We start from the raw sequence: 15093 nt of genomic DNA, 5'->3' as shown, positions 1-15093 counted from the left end.
TCACGCCGCCGGTTCGCGCGCGTCGTAGCGCAAGAACCTTCGCCACCTCAGCGCCAGCAGCAGTACCGCCGTCACGCACGCCGCGCCTCCGCCCGTTATCGCCCACGTCGGTGACGACACGTCGGCCACCGTGCCCGCGAGGAAGTCGCCGAGGCGGGGGCCGCCCGCGACGACGACGATGAACACGCCCTGGAGGCGGCCCCGCATCTCGTCCGGCGCCGCCACCTGCAGCATCGTGCCGCGGAACACCATGGAGACCGTGTCCGCGCAGCCGGCGAGGGCGAGGAAGACCAGGCCGAGCCAGAGGTTTCTGGTCAGGCCGAAGACGGCGATCGCGAGGCCCCACGCGCACACGGCGAGGACGATCGCCAGGCCGTGCCGGTGCACGCGGGCCAGCCAGCCGGAGAACACCCCGCCGAGCAGCGCGCCCACCGCGGGCGCCGCGACGAGGAGGCCGGTGGTCCGTGCGTCACCGCCGTACCAGAGCGCGGCGACCGCCGGATACAGCGCGCGCGGGTGTGCGAGGACCATCGCGCACATGTCGGTGAAGAAGGTCATGCGGAGGTTGGGGCGCCCGGCCAGGAAGCGCAGGCCGTCCACGACCGAGGCGCGGCCCCGCCGTTCCCCCTCGGGCGCGTCCGGGAGCATCGCCGGGAGGCGCCACATCGCGTACAGCGCCGCCGAGAAGGCGACCGCGTCGATCAGGTACGCCGTCTGATAGCCCCACAGGCCGACGACGACGCCGCCCAGCATGGGTCCGACGAGGGTGCCGGACGTGGTGGTCATCGAGTTGAGCGCGTTCGCCGCCGGCAGGTGTTCCGGCGGGAGCAGGCGCGGGATCATCGACGTGCGCGCCGGGGAGTTGAGCGCCCCGCAGACCGCCTGGAGCGCCACGACCGCGTACAGCAGCCAGACGCGGTGGTACCCGGCGAGCGCGGCCACCGCCAGCGCGACCGACAGCGCGCACGAGCCGCTCGCGCTGTACAGGCCGAGCTTGCGCCGGTCCATCGTGTCCGCGATCGCACCCCCGTAGAGGCCGAAGGCGACCAGCGGCACCAGCGAGAACAGGCCGACCAGGCCCACGGAGAAGCTGGAGTGCGTGATGTCGTACACCTGCAGGGACACCGCGAGCGCGGTCATCGCCTGGCCCGTCCAGGACACCGTGTTGCCGACCCACAGGCGGCGGTAGTCGACGGAGATACGCAGCGGGGTCAGATCGGCGAGAATCCGGCGCCGCCCGCCGGGCCGTGACCCCTTTTCCGGGCCTGCGGCGGATACGCCGGGGGTGCCGGAGGTGTCTGCCTGATCTGGAGATGCGGGGCTGCTGGTCACAGGGGATGCTAACAACGGCCCGCAAGACCACCCGTACGGCGGAACCCCGCCCGGCGCATTCCAGCGCGCGCCCCGCGCGCCCCCGCCGCACGATTCCAAGAGGGCCGCCACTCGGCGTCCCGTCACGGTCTGCGCTCTCGGGAGGATCTGCCATGACCGTCAGTCTGGAGCAGTTGCGCCGCTGCCATCTCGCCGTCGACCTGGGGGCCGCAAGGACCCGGGTGTTCGTGAAGGGCGCGGGCCTCGTCGTCGACGAGCCGAGCGCCGCCGCCGTCAACACCCGCACCGGCGCCCTGATCGCCGTCGGTGAGCTCGCCGAGAAGATGACGGGCCGCACCCCCGACTACATCCGCGTCGTGCGCCCCGTCTCCGGCGGCACCGTCGTCGACATCGACATGGCCCAGCGGATGCTGCGTCACCTCATCGGCGAGAAGCTGCGCCGCACCCTGCGCCGCAAGCCCCGTCTGCGGGCCGCCGCCTGCACCCCGCACGACGCCGACCCGCTCGCGCAGCGCGCCGCCGTGGAGACCATGGTCGGGCTCGGCGCGCGCCGCGTCGAACTCGTCGACACCCTCATCGCGGCCGCGGTCGGCTGCGGTCTGCCCGTCGAGCGCCCCGAAGCCACGATGATCATCGTGTGCGGCGCGGCCACGACGCAGATCGCCGTCCTCTCCCTGGGCTCGATCGTGACCGCCGACCGCGTCCCGGTCGGCGGCGACGCCATCGACCACGCGGTGGTCCAGCACCTGCGCCAGCACCACGAACTGATGCTGCCGAGCCAGTCGGTACGGCCTCTGCAACTCGCCCTCAGCGGCAACGGCCTCACCCCGCACGGTCCCGAGTCGACGGAGATCCACGGCCGGGACGTGGCGACCGGCCTGGCCCGCTCGGTGCACGTCGACACGGCGGCCGTGCGGCACGCGATCCACACCCCGCTGACCGCCGTCCTCGACGGCATCGGCAAGGTCCTGCGGGACTGCCCGCCCGACCTGGTGGCCGACCTCACCGACCGCGGCATCATGATGGTCGGCGGCAGCGCGCTGCTGCCCGGCTTCGACCAGATGCTGCGCGACGCCACGGGCGTGCCGGTCCATATCGCCGAACGCCCGGACGTGTGTGCGGTCCTCGGCCTCGGGGCGATGCTGGAAGGCAAGATCCAGCCCCTCACCCTCGCCCCGCTGGCCGGCTGAGACCGGCGGCGGGGCAGGGACGGCGGGGACCGGGACGGGACCGGGGAGCCGGCCATGACGACCCTGGACGCCGACGACCCCCAGGCGCCGCCCCGCCCGCCGGTCGCCGCGGACGCGGCACCCGGCGCCGGGTCCGGCCCCGAACTGCGCGGCACCCTCCAGCACGTGGTGGACAGCGCGGCCGAACTGACGGCCGCCGGCCACGCGGCCCTGACCGTCCTCGACCCCGGCCACGGCGCGGTGGTCCTCCACGTCACCTCGGTCTCACCCCGTGAATCCGGTGCCCCAGAACCCCCAGCCCCCACCACCCTGACCGTCCCCATCGGTGACCCCGCCGGCAGCTCCGGCCGGCTCACCCTCACCCACGACCGGCCCGGCGCCCGCTTCGGCGCCGACGACCACGACCTCCTTCGCGCCCTCGCCACCCAGGCCGGCATCGCCATCGCCAACGCCCGCCTGTACGAGGCCGCCCGGCAGCGGGAGCGCTGGATCGAGGGGGCCTCCGCCGTGACCAGGGCCCTGCTCACGGGCGAGCCCGCGTCGGACGCCCTGATGACGGTCGCGGAGCAGGCCCGTCTCCTCGCCGACGCCTCCGCCGGCGTGATCCTCCAGCCCACCCCGGCGGGCGGCATGGAGATCGTCGCCGCGTCCGCGTCGGTGGACCCCGAGGATCTGCTCGGCGCCACGATCGAGCCGGGCAGCGCGGTCCTCGAACAACTCCTCGGCGGCGAGCCGGTGTTCATCGACGACTCGGCCACGGACCCCCGGATGACGACCCGGGTCCGCTCCCGGTTCGGCCCGAGCATGATGCTTCCGCTGCAGTCGGGCGGCCGTCTGATCGGCACGCTCGCGCTCCCCCGCGGCCGCGGCGCCCGCCCCTACACGTCGGTCGACCAGCTGCTCGCCACGCAGTTCGCGTCGCAGGCCGCGCTCGCCCTGGTGCTCGCCGACGCCCAGCAGGGCCGGGAGCGCCTGGCCGTCTTCGAGGACCGCGACCGCATCGCCCGCGACCTGCACGACCTGGTCGTCCAGCGGCTGTTCGCCACGGGCATGATGCTGGAGTCCACCCAGCGCCGGGCGCGCCGCAACGACGTGCACGACACGCTCGGCAGGGCCGTCGACGAGCTGGAGTCGACGATCCAGGAGGTCCGTACGGCGATCTTCGCGCTCCAGCAGCCGCCGGCCGACGCGCCCACGACGTTCCGCGGCAAGGTCCTGCGCGAGACGGCGGGCGCCTCGGCCGTGCTCGGCTTCCAGCCGTCGGTGCACTTCACGGGGGCGGTCGACGCGCGCGTCACGGACCCGGTCGACGGCCAACTCCTCGCGGCCCTGCGCCGCGCCCTGGCCGCCGCGTCACGCCGCCCGGGCTGCTCCCGTATCGACGTCGCCGTGGACGCCCGCGCCACTCTGCCGGACGGCAGAAAGGGCGTACGGCTCACGGTGTGGGACGACGGGGTGACGGACGACAGGGTGACGGAGGACGGCGGTGTCGGTACGACCGTTGCCTGGCTGTCCCCGCTCTGACCGGCGACGAGGCCGGCACGAGGCCGGCCGGTGAAGCCGTTCAACACACGGCCGCGCCGCTCCTGTTCGGGTGCCAGTGGTCATGGCTACATCCTCGCGGGGACGCGGCGCGCACGCAGCCCGAGGGGCCCATACAGAGCACATCCCCGCGGCGATACGTTTCTGCCCGGGGACTTTGGTGGGGCGGGTGGGACTCGAACCCACGGCCGACGGATTATGAGTCCGCTGCTCTAACCGGCTGAGCTACCGCCCCGTAACGGCGTGTCGCGTACATGTGTACGCGCCGTCTGCCGCAGCATAGCCGCTCATACGATCTCCTGCTCCGGATGGTCGGCTTCGCTCGACGTAGAGGACTTCGCGCGCCCGCGGACGGTTCCACCTGATCCATAAGACGACACGAAAAGACCCCCGGGGTTCTCCCGGGGGTCTTGTCCGTCAGCTCTCCCGACTGGACTCGAACCAGTAACCTGCCGGTTAACAGCCGGCTGCTCTGCCAATTGAGCTACAGGAGATCGAGCTCCCCCGACTGGACTCGAACCAGTAACCTGCCGGTTAACAGCCGGCTGCTCTGCCAATTGAGCTACAGGGGAATGTCTCGTTGCATCGAACGCACCTACCTCGGCACTTGCCAGGGGGCGTGCGCTCGCTGCGACACATACATTAGCGCAAGCAGGGGGGTGCTCCGCCAATCGGTTCCCCCAGCGATCACTAGGGAAGGGTGGCAGCCATGCGCTACCGGCTCACATTCGTCGCCGGACTGGCCCTGGGTTACGTGCTCGGGACCCGGGCCGGGCGCGAGCGGTACGAGCAGTTGAAGAAGTCCGCGCGCGCGGTCGCGCAGAACCCCGCCGTGCGGAACACGGCCGAGTCGGCGGCCCAGCAGACCCGCCACTTCGCGGGCAAGGCGCTCCACTCGGTGAGCGACAAGGTCGGGAGCCGGGTGCCCGACTCGGTGGCCGGCCGGGTGCGCTCGATCCGGGAGCGCGGCCAGGCCGGTGACGCGCTCGAGGACGACTGGGGCACCAGCAACACCTGAGCCCCCGGCCCGCCGGAAGGGGCCGCCGCGGGGTGCGGCAGACTTCAGTCATGGGGATAGTCGCCGGGCTGGACAGTTCGCCCGATTTCACTCGGATCGTGGTCTGTGACGCGGACTCCGGTGCCGTCATCAAGCAGGGCTACGCCCCGCACCCGCTGGAAACCGCCGAGGGTGGCGGCCGCCTCGCCGATGTCGATCCACAGGCGTGGCTGCTCTCCCTCGGTGAGGCCGCGGGCGGCGGGCTGCTCGAGGGCGTGCAGGCCATCGGCGTCTCCGCGCAGCAGAACGCGCTGGTGCCGCTGGACAGCCAGGGCAACACCGTGCGGGCCGCGATGCCCGGCGGCGACCGGCGGACGCAGGCGTCGGCGGCGGATCTCGTCGACCGGTTCGGCGGGCGCGAGGCCTGGGCGCAGGCCGTCGGATGTGTGCCGCAGGCGGCGCATCCGGTGACGAAGCTGCGCTGGCTGGCGAAGCACGAGCCGGAGGCCGCGCAGCGGATCGCCGGTGTGATGCAGGCCCACGACTGGCTGGTGTGGCAGCTCCTGGGCCGGCCCTCGCGTCGGACCACCGACCGGGGCGGCGCCTCGGGCACCGGCTACTGGTCGGCGGCGAGCGGTGCGTACCGGCCGGATCTGGTGGAGCTGGCGCTCGGGCACCAGGCGCTGCTGCCCGAGGTCCTCGGCCCGGGGGACGCGGCGGGCACGACGCCGGAGGGGCTGATCATCTCTGCCGGTACGGGCGAGACGATGGCCGCGGCGTTCGGGCTCGGGGTGCAGGAGGGCGACGCGGTCGTGTCGCTCGGCGCCTCGGGATCCGTCATGGCGGTGCATCACGAAGCCCTGGTCGACGCGTCGGGGACGATCACCTCGCTCGCCGACGCGACCGGCATGCACCTGCCCGTCGTCCACACGCTCAATGCGGTACGGGCCCTGCGCGGCACGGCCGACATGCTCGGCCTCTCCGGGATCGAGGAGCTGTCCGACCTGGCGATGAAGTCGACGCCGGGCTCGCACGGGCTCGTCCTGCTGCCGTACCTGGAGGGCGAGAAGACGCCGAATCTGCCGCACACCGCGGGCACCCTGAGCGGGCTGCGGCGGGAGTCGATGAAGCCGGAGCATCTCGCGCGGGCCGCGTTCGAGGGCATGCTGTGCGGGCTCGCGGACGCCATGGACGTACTGCGCGGGCGGGGCGTCGCGGTGCGGCGGGTGTTCCTGCTGGGGGCGGCGGCCGAGCTGCCGGCGGTGCAGGCCGCGGCGCCGATGCTGTTCGGGACGCAGGTCGTGGTGCCGCAGCCCGCGGACTACGCGGCGCTCGGTGCGGCCCGGCAGGCGGCCTGGGCGCTGAGCGGGCAGCTGCCACAGTGGCAGGGCGCGGCGGCGCAGGTGCTCGAGCCGGGTGAGGAGTTCGCGGTCGGGCAGGCGGTGCGGCAGCAGTTCACCGCCGTACGGGAGCAGACGCATCCCGGAGCGTTCGATTCCGTGGGGGCGTGAGCGGTTCGCCCGGTTCGGGACGGTATTTCTTGGCGCGCTCTTGGGTTATTCGGTTGAAGTAACACCGGTGGAGTGTCGGACGATGGGGGTCGTGCACCACTGACCCTCACCGATCCCTCATGCCAGCCGACTCCGAGAGACCGAGCGTGCTCATACGACTCCTGCGGACCCACCTCAGTCCGTACAAGAAACCCATCGCCGTGCTGGTGCTGCTGCAGTTCCTGCAGACGTGCGCCTCGCTCTATCTGCCCACCCTCAACGCCGACATCATTGACAACGGTGTCGTGAAGGGGGACACGGGTTACATCCTGACCTTCGGCGGCATCATGATCGCGGTCACCGTGGTCCAGATGATCTGCAACATCGGCGCCGTGTACTACGGCGCCCGCACCGCGTCGGCGCTCGGGCGGGACGTCCGGGCCGCCGTGTTCGACCGTGTGCAGTCCTTCTCCGCGCGCGAGATGGGCCAGTTCGGGGCGCCGTCCCTGATCACCCGCACCACGAACGACGTGCAGCAGATCCAGATGCTCACGCTCATGACGTTCACGCTGATGGTGTCGGCGCCGATCATGTGCGTCGGCGGCATCGTGATGGCCCTCGGCCAGGACGTGCCCCTGTCGGGCGTGCTGCTCGCCGTCGTCCCGGTCCTCGGGATCAGCGTCAGCCTGATCGTGCGGCGCCTGCGTCCGCTGTTCCGCACCATGCAGACGCGGCTCGACACCGTCAACCGGGTGCTGCGCGAGCAGATCACCGGCAACCGCGTCATCCGCGCCTTCGTCCGCGACCCGTACGAGAAGGGCCGCTTCCGCGAGGGGAACGCCGATCTGACCGAGGTCTCCCTCGGCACCGGCAAGCTCCTCGCGCTGATGTTCCCCATCGTCATGACCGTGGTGAACGTGTCGTCGATCGCCGTCGTCTGGTTCGGCGCGCACCGCATCGACAGCGGCGGCATGCAGATCGGCGCGCTGACCGCGTTCCTCGCCTATCTGATGCAGATCGTGATGAGCGTCATGATGGCCACCTTCATGTTCATGATGGTGCCGCGTGCCGAGGTCTGCGCCGAGCGCATCCAGGAGGTCCTCGGCACGGAGTCCAGCGTCGTGCCGCCGGCGGAGCCCGTGCGCGAGCTGCGCGGTCACGGCCATCTCGAGATCCGGGACGCGGGCTTCCGCTATCCGGGCGCCGAGGAGCCCGTCCTCAAGGCCATCCAGGTCACCGCGCGCCCGGGTGAGACGACCGCCGTCATCGGCTCGACCGGCAGCGGCAAGTCCACCCTCCTCGGCCTGGTGCCGCGCCTGTTCGACGCGACCGACGGCGAGGTCCTGGTGAACGGCGTCGACGTGCGCACCATCGACCCCGTGCTCCTCGCCAGGACCGTGGGCCTCGTCCCGCAGAAGCCGTACCTCTTCGCCGGGACCGTCGCGACCAATCTGCGGTACGGCAATCCGGACGCGACCGACGCGGACCTGTGGCGCGCGCTCGAAGTGGCGCAGGCCAAGGACTTCGTGAAGAAGCTGGAGAGCGGGCTCGGCTCCCCCATCGCGCAGGGCGGCACCAATGTGTCGGGCGGTCAGCGACAACGGCTCGCGATCGCACGGACACTGGTGCAGCGGCCCGAGATCTATCTCTTCGACGACTCGTTCTCCGCGCTCGACTACGCGACGGACTCCGCGCTGCGGGCCGCGCTCGGCGAGGAGACCGCCGAGGCGACCGTGGTGATCGTGGCCCAGCGGGTCTCCACGATCCGTGACGCGGACCGCATCGTGGTCCTCGACGAGGGCCATGTGGTGGGCACGGGAACCCATCACGAACTCATGGCCGGCAATGAGACGTACCGGGAGATCGTTCTCTCCCAGCTCACGGAAGCGGAGGCTGCCTGATGGCGGGGCCAGGCGGGCGGATGATGGCCGGGGGCGGCCCCGACCAGCGTTCGATGGACTTCAAGGGCTCGGGCAAGCGGCTTCTCGCCCAGTTCAAGCCCGAGAAGACGACGATGTTCGCGATGATCGCGTGCGCCGTCGTGAGTGTGGGCCTGTCCGTGCTCGGCCCGAAGATCCTGGGCCGGGCGACTGACCTCGTCTTCGCGGGCATCGTCGGGCGCCAGATGCGGCCCGGGACCAGCAAGGCACAGGTCCTCGAAGGGATGCGGGCCAGGGGTGACTCCGGGGTCGCCGACATGCTCTCCGGGATCGACTTCACCCCGGGCAAGGGCATCGACTTCGGCGCCGTGGGCTCCGTGCTCGGGTTCGCCCTGTGTACGTTCCTGGGCGCCGGTCTGCTGATGGCCGTCACGACGAGGCTGTCCAACCGGGCCCTCAACAGGACCGTCTACCGCATGCGCGAGGACATCCAGGCGAAGCTGTCGCGGCTGCCCCTGTCGTACTTCGACAAGCGGCAGCGCGGCGAGGTCCTCAGCCGCGCCACGAACGACATCGACAACATCGGCCAGACGCTCCAGCAGACGATGGGCCAGCTCATCAACTCGCTGCTCACGATCATCGGCGTCCTGGTGATGATGTTCTGGATCTCACCGCTGCTCGCCCTGGTGGCGCTGATCACGGTGCCGCTGTCGTTCGTCATCGCTACGCGCGTCGGCAAGCGCTCGCAGCCGCAGTTCGTGCAGCAGTGGAAGACCACCGGCAAGCTGAACGCACACATCGAGGAGATGTACACCGGGCACACGCTGGTGAAGGTGTTCGGGCGTCAGGAGGAGTCGGCGAAGGCGTTCGCCGAGCAGAACGACGCGCTGTACGAGGCCGGGTTCAAGGCGCAGTTCAACAGCGGGATGATGCAGCCGCTGATGTTCTTCGTGTCGAACCTGAACTATGTGCTCGTCGCCGTCGTGGGTGGTCTGCGGGTCGCCTCGGGGTCGCTGTCCATCGGTGACGTGCAGGCCTTCATCCAGTACTCGCGGCAGTTCTCCATGCCGCTGACGCAGGTCGCCTCGATGGCGAACCTGGTCCAGTCGGGCGTCGCGTCCGCCGAGCGGATCTTCGAACTGCTCGACGCGGACGAGCAGGGCGCCGATCCGGTGCCGGGCGAGAAGCCCGATCTGCTGCGCGGGCTCGTCGAGTTCGAGCACGTGTCCTTCCGCTACGAGGAGGACAAGCCGCTCATCGAGGACCTGTCGCTCGCCGTCGAACCGGGCCACACGGTCGCCATCGTCGGCCCGACGGGCGCCGGCAAGACGACACTCGTCAACCTGCTGCTGCGGTTCTACGAGGTCACCGGCGGGCGCATCACGCTCGACGGCGTCGACATAGCGAAGATGGCCCGGGACGAACTGCGGTCCGGGATCGGCATGGTGCTCCAGGACACCTGGCTGTTCGGCGGCTCGATCGCGGACAACATCGCGTACGGCGCCGCGAAGGATGTGACCCGGGCCGAGATCGAGGAGGCGGCGCGGGCGGCCCACGCGGACCGGTTCATCCGTACGCTGCCCGAGGGCTACGACACCGTGATCGACGACGAGGGGTCGGGGGTCAGTGCCGGTGAGAAGCAGCTGATCACCATTGCTCGGGCGTTCTTGTCGGATCCGGTGATCCTTGTTCTTGACGAGGCGACGTCGTCGGTCGATACGCGTACCGAGGTGCTGATCCAGAAGGCGATGGCTCGGCTTGCTCATGGGCGGACGTCGTTCGTCATCGCGCATCGTCTTTCGACGATCCGCGATGCCGACACCATCCTGGTGATGGAGAACGGGGCCATCGTGGAGCAGGGTCGGCATGACGTGCTGGTCGCCTCCGGTGGGGCGTATCAGCGGTTGTACGAGGCGCAGTTCGCGCAGGCGGTTGTTGAGGTGGAGTAACCGGGTTGGGGCGCGGGGGTGCCCCTTACGGGGTGCCCCTCAGTCCAAGTAACCCCTCAACTGGTCCGCGAACGCGTGGTCCCTGAGTTTGTTGAGGGTCTTTGATTCGATCTGGCGGATGCGTTCCCTCGTCACCCCGAAGATGCGGCCTATCTCCTCCAGGGTGCGGGGGCGGCCGTCCGCCAGGCCGTAGCGGAGCTGTACGACCTTGCGTTCGCGTTCGCCGAGGGTGGAGAGGACCGCCTCCAGGTGTTCGCGCAGCAGGAGGAACGCGGCGGACTCCACGGGGGACGCCGCGTCGCCGTCCTCGATGAGGTCGCCGAGCGCGACGTCGTCCTCCTCACCGACCGGCGCGTGCAACGACACCGGTTCCTGCGCCAGGCGCAGCACTTCACTGACCCGCTCGTGCGACAGGTCGAGGTGGGCGGCGACCTCTTCGGGGGTGGGTTCGTAGCCGCGTTCCTGGAGCATGCGGCGCTGGACGCGGACGACACGGTTGATCAGCTCGACGACGTGCACCGGGACGCGGATGGTGCGCGCCTGGTCGGCGAGGGCCCGTGACATGGCCTGGCGGATCCACCAGGTCGCGTACGTCGAGAACTTGTAGCCGCGGGCGTAGTCGAACTTCTCAACCGCCCTGATCAGACCCAGGTTGCCCTCCTGGACGAGGTCCAGCATGGTCAGGCCGCGGCCCACGTAGCGCTTGGCGACCGAGACGACCAGGCGGAGGTTCGACTCGATGAGGCGGCGCTTGGCCATACGGCCCATCACGACGAGTTTGTCGAGGTCGATGGCGAGCTGCGAGTCCGGGTCGGGGGTGCCGGTGAGTTTCTCCTCGGCGAACAGGCCGGCCTCGACCTTGCGGGCCAGGTCGACCTCCTCGGCGGCCGAGAGCAGCGGGATCCGTCCGATCTCGCGCAGATACTGGCGGAAGAGGTCCGACGAGGGTCCGCCCGTGTCGGTGCGGCCGCGCGCCGGCGGGGCTTCGGGCGGCTCGGCGTCCACGGAGTCGAGGAGGAGTTCGACGGGGGCCACGGGGGCGGTCTCGCGTCCGGCGGTCTGTCCGGCGCTCTGTGCGGTGGTCTGTCCGGCGCTCTGTGCGGCGGTCTGTCCGGCGCTCTGACCGGCGGTCTCCGGCCCGTCGGGCTCCGGCTGTTCCGGTTCGGCCGCGGGCGGGTCGCTCTCGGGGTGGTTCGCGGGCCGGCTCTGCGTCGGGACGGCCGGGAGTGCCTCCGCGTCCGCTCCGTTCTGGCTGAGGGTCTGGGTCTGCACGGGGGCGACCTCCAAGGTGATCGCAGCTGAGGCGTGCGGCTGGGAGTTCGTAGCCCGGTTCCGGCCGCGCTCCGAGGACTCAGGCACCGGACCCAGTGTGCTGTACGACACATCGCCGCCACGAGGGGCGTGCGGTGACTTTTTGCGGTCGGTCCGTGACCGCGCGGTAACCCTGCCGGACGGAACGGCTCAGAGCGCGGCGGCCCCGTGCCCCTTCAGCGCCTGGTCGTACTGCTGGAGTACCCAGAGTTCGTCCTTCACCGCGGCCAGCTGGGCGGGATCGCCGCCCGCCTCCAGGCGCCTGACGGTGATCTGGATCTCCTGGATGCGGCGCTGCACGGCACGGCGGCGGACGGTCACGAGCTGCTCGCCCGCGTAGTTCTCGTCGACCGTACGGCGCATGATCGCCTCGACGGCCAGCTCCGTGACCATCGCACGCACCGCGTCGTCCGGTGCCGCCTCGCGCACCCGGACCAGATAGTCCTGCGAGTCCCGCGTGCCGTACTCGGCCCCGCCGACCTCCATGATCGCCTGACGGACGGCGGCGTAGGGCGCGGCGGTGAACTCGTCGACGCCGTACGCGTCGAAGGCCGGGGAGACCAACTCCGGGCGCTGGAGGGCGAGTTTGAGCAGCTCGCGCTCGGTGGCGTAGACGGGGTTGCGCAGGTTGAGGGCCGGGCCCGAGGAGGTGGGGCGGGGGGCGGCGTCGTACGGCTGAGGGCCCCGGGCCGGCGCCGGGCCCTTGCCGCCGCGGTCGCGGGCCCAGCGGGCGAGCTGCGCGACGCGCTTGACGACGAACTGGGTGTCGAGGATGCCGAGCAGGCCGGCGAGCTGGACGGCGACCTCGTGCTGCGCGCCGCTGTTCTTGATGCGGGCGACGACGGGCGCGGCCTCGTCCAGGGCGGCGGCACGGCCGGCCGGGGTCTCCAGGTCGTAGCGGGAGACGATGCTCCGCAGGGCGAACTCGAAGAGCGGGGTGCGGGGTTCGACCAGGTCGGCGACCGCGTCGTCGCCCTTGGCGAGGCGCAGGTCGCAGGGGTCCATGCCGTCGGGGGCGACAGCGATGTACGTCTCGGCGGCGAACTTCTGGTCGTCCTCGAAGGCCCGCAGGGCGGCCTTCTGGCCGGCCGCGTCGCCGTCGAACGTGAAGATCACGCGGGCGCTTCCGTTGTCCATGAGGAGGCGCCGGAGGATCTTGATGTGGTCCGTGCCGAAGGCCGTGCCGCAGGTCGCGATGGCGGTGGTGATGCCGGCGAGATGGCAGGCCATGACGTCCGTGTAGCCCTCGACGACGACCGCGCGGCTCGACTTTGCGATCTCCTTCTTGGCGAGGTCGATGCCGTAGAGGACCTGGGACTTCTTGTAGATCGGGGTCTCGGGCGTGTTCAGGTACTTCGGCCCGTTGTCGTCCTCGCGCAGGCGGCGGGCGCCGAAGCCGACGACCTCGCCGCCGATGTCGCGGATCGGCCACATGAGGCGGCCGCGGAACCGGTCGATGGGGCCGCGCCGGCCCTCCTGGGCGATCCCGGAGGTGATGATCTCCTTGTCGCTGAAGCCCTTGCCGCGCAGGAAGCGGGTGAGGTGGTCCCAGCCGGCCGGACTGTAGCCGACGCCGAAGTGCGCGGCGGCGGCCTGGTCGAAGCCGCGCTCGGCGAGGAACTTGCGGCCGATCTCGGCCTCGGGGCTCTCCAGCTGGTCCACGTAGAACTGGGCGGCCACCTTGTGCGCCTCGACCAGGCGGATGCGCTCACCGCGGCCGCTGGTGCCGGCGGTGTAGCCGCCCTCCTCGTACCGCAGCGTGATGCCCGCCTGGCCGGCCAGGCGCTCGACGGCCTCGGAGAAGGAGAGGTGGTCGACCTTCATCACGAACGTGATGGTGTCGCCGCCCTCCTGGCAGCCGAAGCAGTGGAAGAAGCCCTTGCTGGGGCTGACCTGGAAGGAGGGCGACTTCTCGTCGTGGAAGGGGCACAGGCCCTTCAGGTTCCCGCCGCCGGCGTTGCGCAGCTGCAGGTACTCGGACACCACGGCGTCGATCGGGACCGCGTCCCGGACCGCCTTCACGTCCTCGTCATTGATCCTGCCTGCCACGCAAGGATTCTACGGTGACCGGCCGACACTCACGTCACCCGTCCTCCCCCTCGAGCAGCGCCGTGAGCGGAACGGACGGGTCCGCCAGGCGGTCCGCACCGGGGCGGGCACCGGAGCGGATGAGCTCCTGGATGGGGTCCGTGACGTCCCACACGTTCACGTTCATCCCGGCCAGCACCCGGCCGTCCTTCAGCCAGAACGCGATGAACTGCCGCTTGCCCGCGTCCCCGCGGATCACCACCTGGTCGTAGCTGCCGGGGGGCGCCCAGCCCGAGTACTCCAGGCCGACGTCGTACTGGTCGGAGAAGAAGTACGGCACGCGGTCGTACGTCACCTCCTTGCCCAGCATGGCGCGGGCCGCCGCCGGGCCGCCGTTGAGCGCGTTCGCCCAGTGCTCGACGCGCAGGCGGGTCCCGAAGAGCGGGTGCTCCACGGACGCCACGTCGCCGGCCGCGTAGATGTCCGGGTCGGAGGTGCGCAGCGAGGTGTCCACGGCGATGCCGCCGCCGTGCGCCCGGTCTGCGAGCTCCAGGCCCGCGGACTCGGCGAGCGACGTGCGGGGGGCCGCGCCGATCGCCGCGAGGACGTCGTGCGCCGGGTGCTCCTCGCCGTCGTCGGTGAGGGCCGCCAGGACCATGCCGTCCTGGCCCGTGATCTCGGTGAGCTTGGCCCCGAAGTGGAAGCGGACGCCGTGCTCCGCGTGCAGGTCGGCGAAGATCTGGCCGATCTCGGGGCCGAGCACCGCGTGGAGCGGGGACCCCAGCGGTTCTACGACCGTGACCTCGGCGCCGTACTCACGGGCCGCGGCGGCGACCTCCAGGCCGATCCAGCCCGCGCCCGCGATCACAAGGTGGCCGTTGTCCCGGCCGAGGGAGGCGAGGACGCCCTTGAGGCGCTCCGCGTGGGAGAGGCGGCGCAGGTGGTGGACGCCCGCGAGGTCCGTGCCCGGGATGTCCAGGCGGCGCGGCTCCGCGCCGGTCACCAGGAGCAGCTTGTCGTAGTGGACCAGCGTGCCCTCGCCCAGGCGGACGGTCTTCACGACCCGGTCGATCGCGACGACGGTCTGGCCGAGGTGCAGCTCGATGTCGTTCTGCGCGTACCAGGCGGGCTCGTGCACGAAGACGCTGTCCCGTTCCTCCTTGCCCTGGAGATAGCCCTTGGACAGGGGTGGGCGTTCGTACGGGTGCTCCCCCTCGTCCCCGATGAGGATCACTCTGCCGTTGAACCCCTCCGAGCGGAGCGTCTCGGCGGCCTTCGCTCCCGCGAGCCCTCCACCGACAATGACGAACGTCTGATCCGCGTCGACCACGTGTTCCTCCTCGTTGCCTTGGCTCCGGCTCGGTAAGCGGCTCC

At 71.1% G+C, this 15093-nt stretch carries 10 protein-coding genes and 3 tRNA genes; 6 read left to right on the top strand and 7 right to left on the bottom strand.

The window, feature by feature from the left end:
- Nucleotides 1–1227 carry an MFS transporter gene (locus tag EOT10_RS10630; protein ID WP_223280940.1) on the bottom strand — a complete coding sequence of 409 codons (1227 nt, stop codon included), beginning with the start codon at nt 1225–1227 and terminating at the stop codon, nt 1–3.
- A 257-nt stretch (nt 1228–1484) separates the two neighbouring features.
- Between EOT10_RS10630 and EOT10_RS10625 the strand changes: the two genes are divergently transcribed.
- Together EOT10_RS10625 and EOT10_RS10620 are read left to right on the top strand one after the other, a co-directional pair.
- Nucleotides 1485–2522, top strand: a complete 1038-nt coding sequence (locus EOT10_RS10625; RefSeq protein ID WP_127827873.1) for a rod shape-determining protein — start codon at nt 1485–1487, stop codon at nt 2520–2522.
- A gap of 54 nt (nt 2523–2576) precedes the next feature.
- A complete protein-coding gene (locus EOT10_RS10620) occupies nt 2577–4046 on the top strand; it encodes a sensor histidine kinase (protein WP_127827872.1) in 1470 nt (489 codons plus the stop codon).
- A gap of 176 nt (nt 4047–4222) precedes the next feature.
- Here EOT10_RS10620 and EOT10_RS10615 read toward each other — a convergent pair.
- The 3 genes from EOT10_RS10615 to EOT10_RS10605 form a co-directional block, all read right to left on the bottom strand.
- A tRNA-Ile gene (locus EOT10_RS10615) sits at nt 4223–4299 on the bottom strand.
- Between the two features lie 186 nt (nt 4300–4485).
- Nucleotides 4486–4558: transfer RNA gene (locus EOT10_RS10610), tRNA-Asn, on the bottom strand.
- A gap of 5 nt (nt 4559–4563) precedes the next feature.
- Nucleotides 4564–4636 (bottom strand) — tRNA-Asn (locus tag EOT10_RS10605).
- 137 nt (nt 4637–4773) lie between these two features.
- Here EOT10_RS10605 and EOT10_RS10600 point away from each other — a divergent pair.
- The 4 genes from EOT10_RS10600 (at nt 4774) to EOT10_RS10585 (ending at nt 10380) form a co-directional block, all read left to right on the top strand.
- A complete protein-coding gene (locus EOT10_RS10600) occupies nt 4774–5082 on the top strand; it encodes a YtxH domain-containing protein (protein ID WP_127827871.1) in 309 nt (102 codons plus the stop codon).
- Between the two features lie 50 nt (nt 5083–5132).
- The gene (locus EOT10_RS10595; protein ID WP_127827870.1) at nt 5133–6572 is read left to right on the top strand and encodes a xylulokinase; all 1440 of its coding nucleotides are present in this window, start codon (nt 5133–5135) and stop codon (nt 6570–6572) included.
- Between the two features lie 146 nt (nt 6573–6718).
- Complete coding sequence (locus EOT10_RS10590; protein ID WP_127827869.1) at nt 6719–8452, top strand: ABC transporter ATP-binding protein; 1734 nt, start codon at nt 6719–6721, stop codon at nt 8450–8452.
- Complete coding sequence (locus tag EOT10_RS10585) at nt 8452–10380, top strand: ABC transporter ATP-binding protein (protein WP_127827868.1); 1929 nt, start codon at nt 8452–8454, stop codon at nt 10378–10380. The genes EOT10_RS10590 and EOT10_RS10585 overlap by 1 nt, the downstream gene beginning before the upstream one ends.
- Before the next feature lie 39 nt (nt 10381–10419).
- Here EOT10_RS10585 and EOT10_RS10580 read toward each other — a convergent pair whose 3' ends face one another.
- The 3 genes from EOT10_RS10580 to EOT10_RS10570 all read right to left on the bottom strand — a co-directional run bounded on the left by EOT10_RS10580 (nt 10420) and on the right by EOT10_RS10570 (nt 15049).
- On the bottom strand, nt 10420–11739 hold the full coding sequence (locus EOT10_RS10580; RefSeq protein WP_223280918.1) for an RNA polymerase sigma factor: 1320 nt from the start codon (nt 11737–11739) through the stop codon (nt 10420–10422).
- A 102-nt stretch (nt 11740–11841) separates the two neighbouring features.
- Nucleotides 11842–13740, bottom strand: coding sequence for a DNA primase (gene dnaG, locus EOT10_RS10575; RefSeq protein ID WP_127827866.1), 1899 nt, complete (start codon nt 13738–13740; stop codon nt 11842–11844).
- 34 nt (nt 13741–13774) lie between these two features.
- Nucleotides 13775–15049, bottom strand: a complete 1275-nt coding sequence (locus EOT10_RS10570) for an NAD(P)/FAD-dependent oxidoreductase (protein ID WP_127827865.1) — start codon at nt 15047–15049, stop codon at nt 13775–13777.
- Nucleotides 15050–15093: the final 44 nt, after the last annotated feature.

It is taken from the genome of Streptomyces antnestii, from assembly GCF_004005495.1.
GTDB classification, from domain to species: Bacteria; Actinomycetota; Actinomycetes; order Streptomycetales; family Streptomycetaceae; genus Streptomyces; species Streptomyces antnestii.
The sequence above is the reverse complement of the archived record's forward strand: the minus strand, read 5'-3'. Positions and strand labels throughout refer to the sequence as shown.

What these genes read in the sequence shown, in the direction of transcription:
- EOT10_RS10625 (WP_127827873.1), top strand. Translation starts at nt 1,485, where the DNA reads ATGACCGTCAGTCTGGAGCAGTTGCGCCGCTGCCATCTCGCCGTCGAC.
- EOT10_RS10620 (WP_127827872.1), top strand. Translation starts at nt 2,577, where the DNA reads ATGACGACCCTGGACGCCGACGACCCCCAGGCGCCGCCCCGCCCGCCG.
- EOT10_RS10600 (WP_127827871.1), top strand. Translation starts at nt 4,774, where the DNA reads ATGCGCTACCGGCTCACATTCGTCGCCGGACTGGCCCTGGGTTACGTG.
- EOT10_RS10595 (WP_127827870.1), top strand. Translation starts at nt 5,133, where the DNA reads ATGGGGATAGTCGCCGGGCTGGACAGTTCGCCCGATTTCACTCGGATC.
- EOT10_RS10585 (WP_127827868.1), top strand. Translation starts at nt 8,452, where the DNA reads ATGGCGGGGCCAGGCGGGCGGATGATGGCCGGGGGCGGCCCCGACCAG.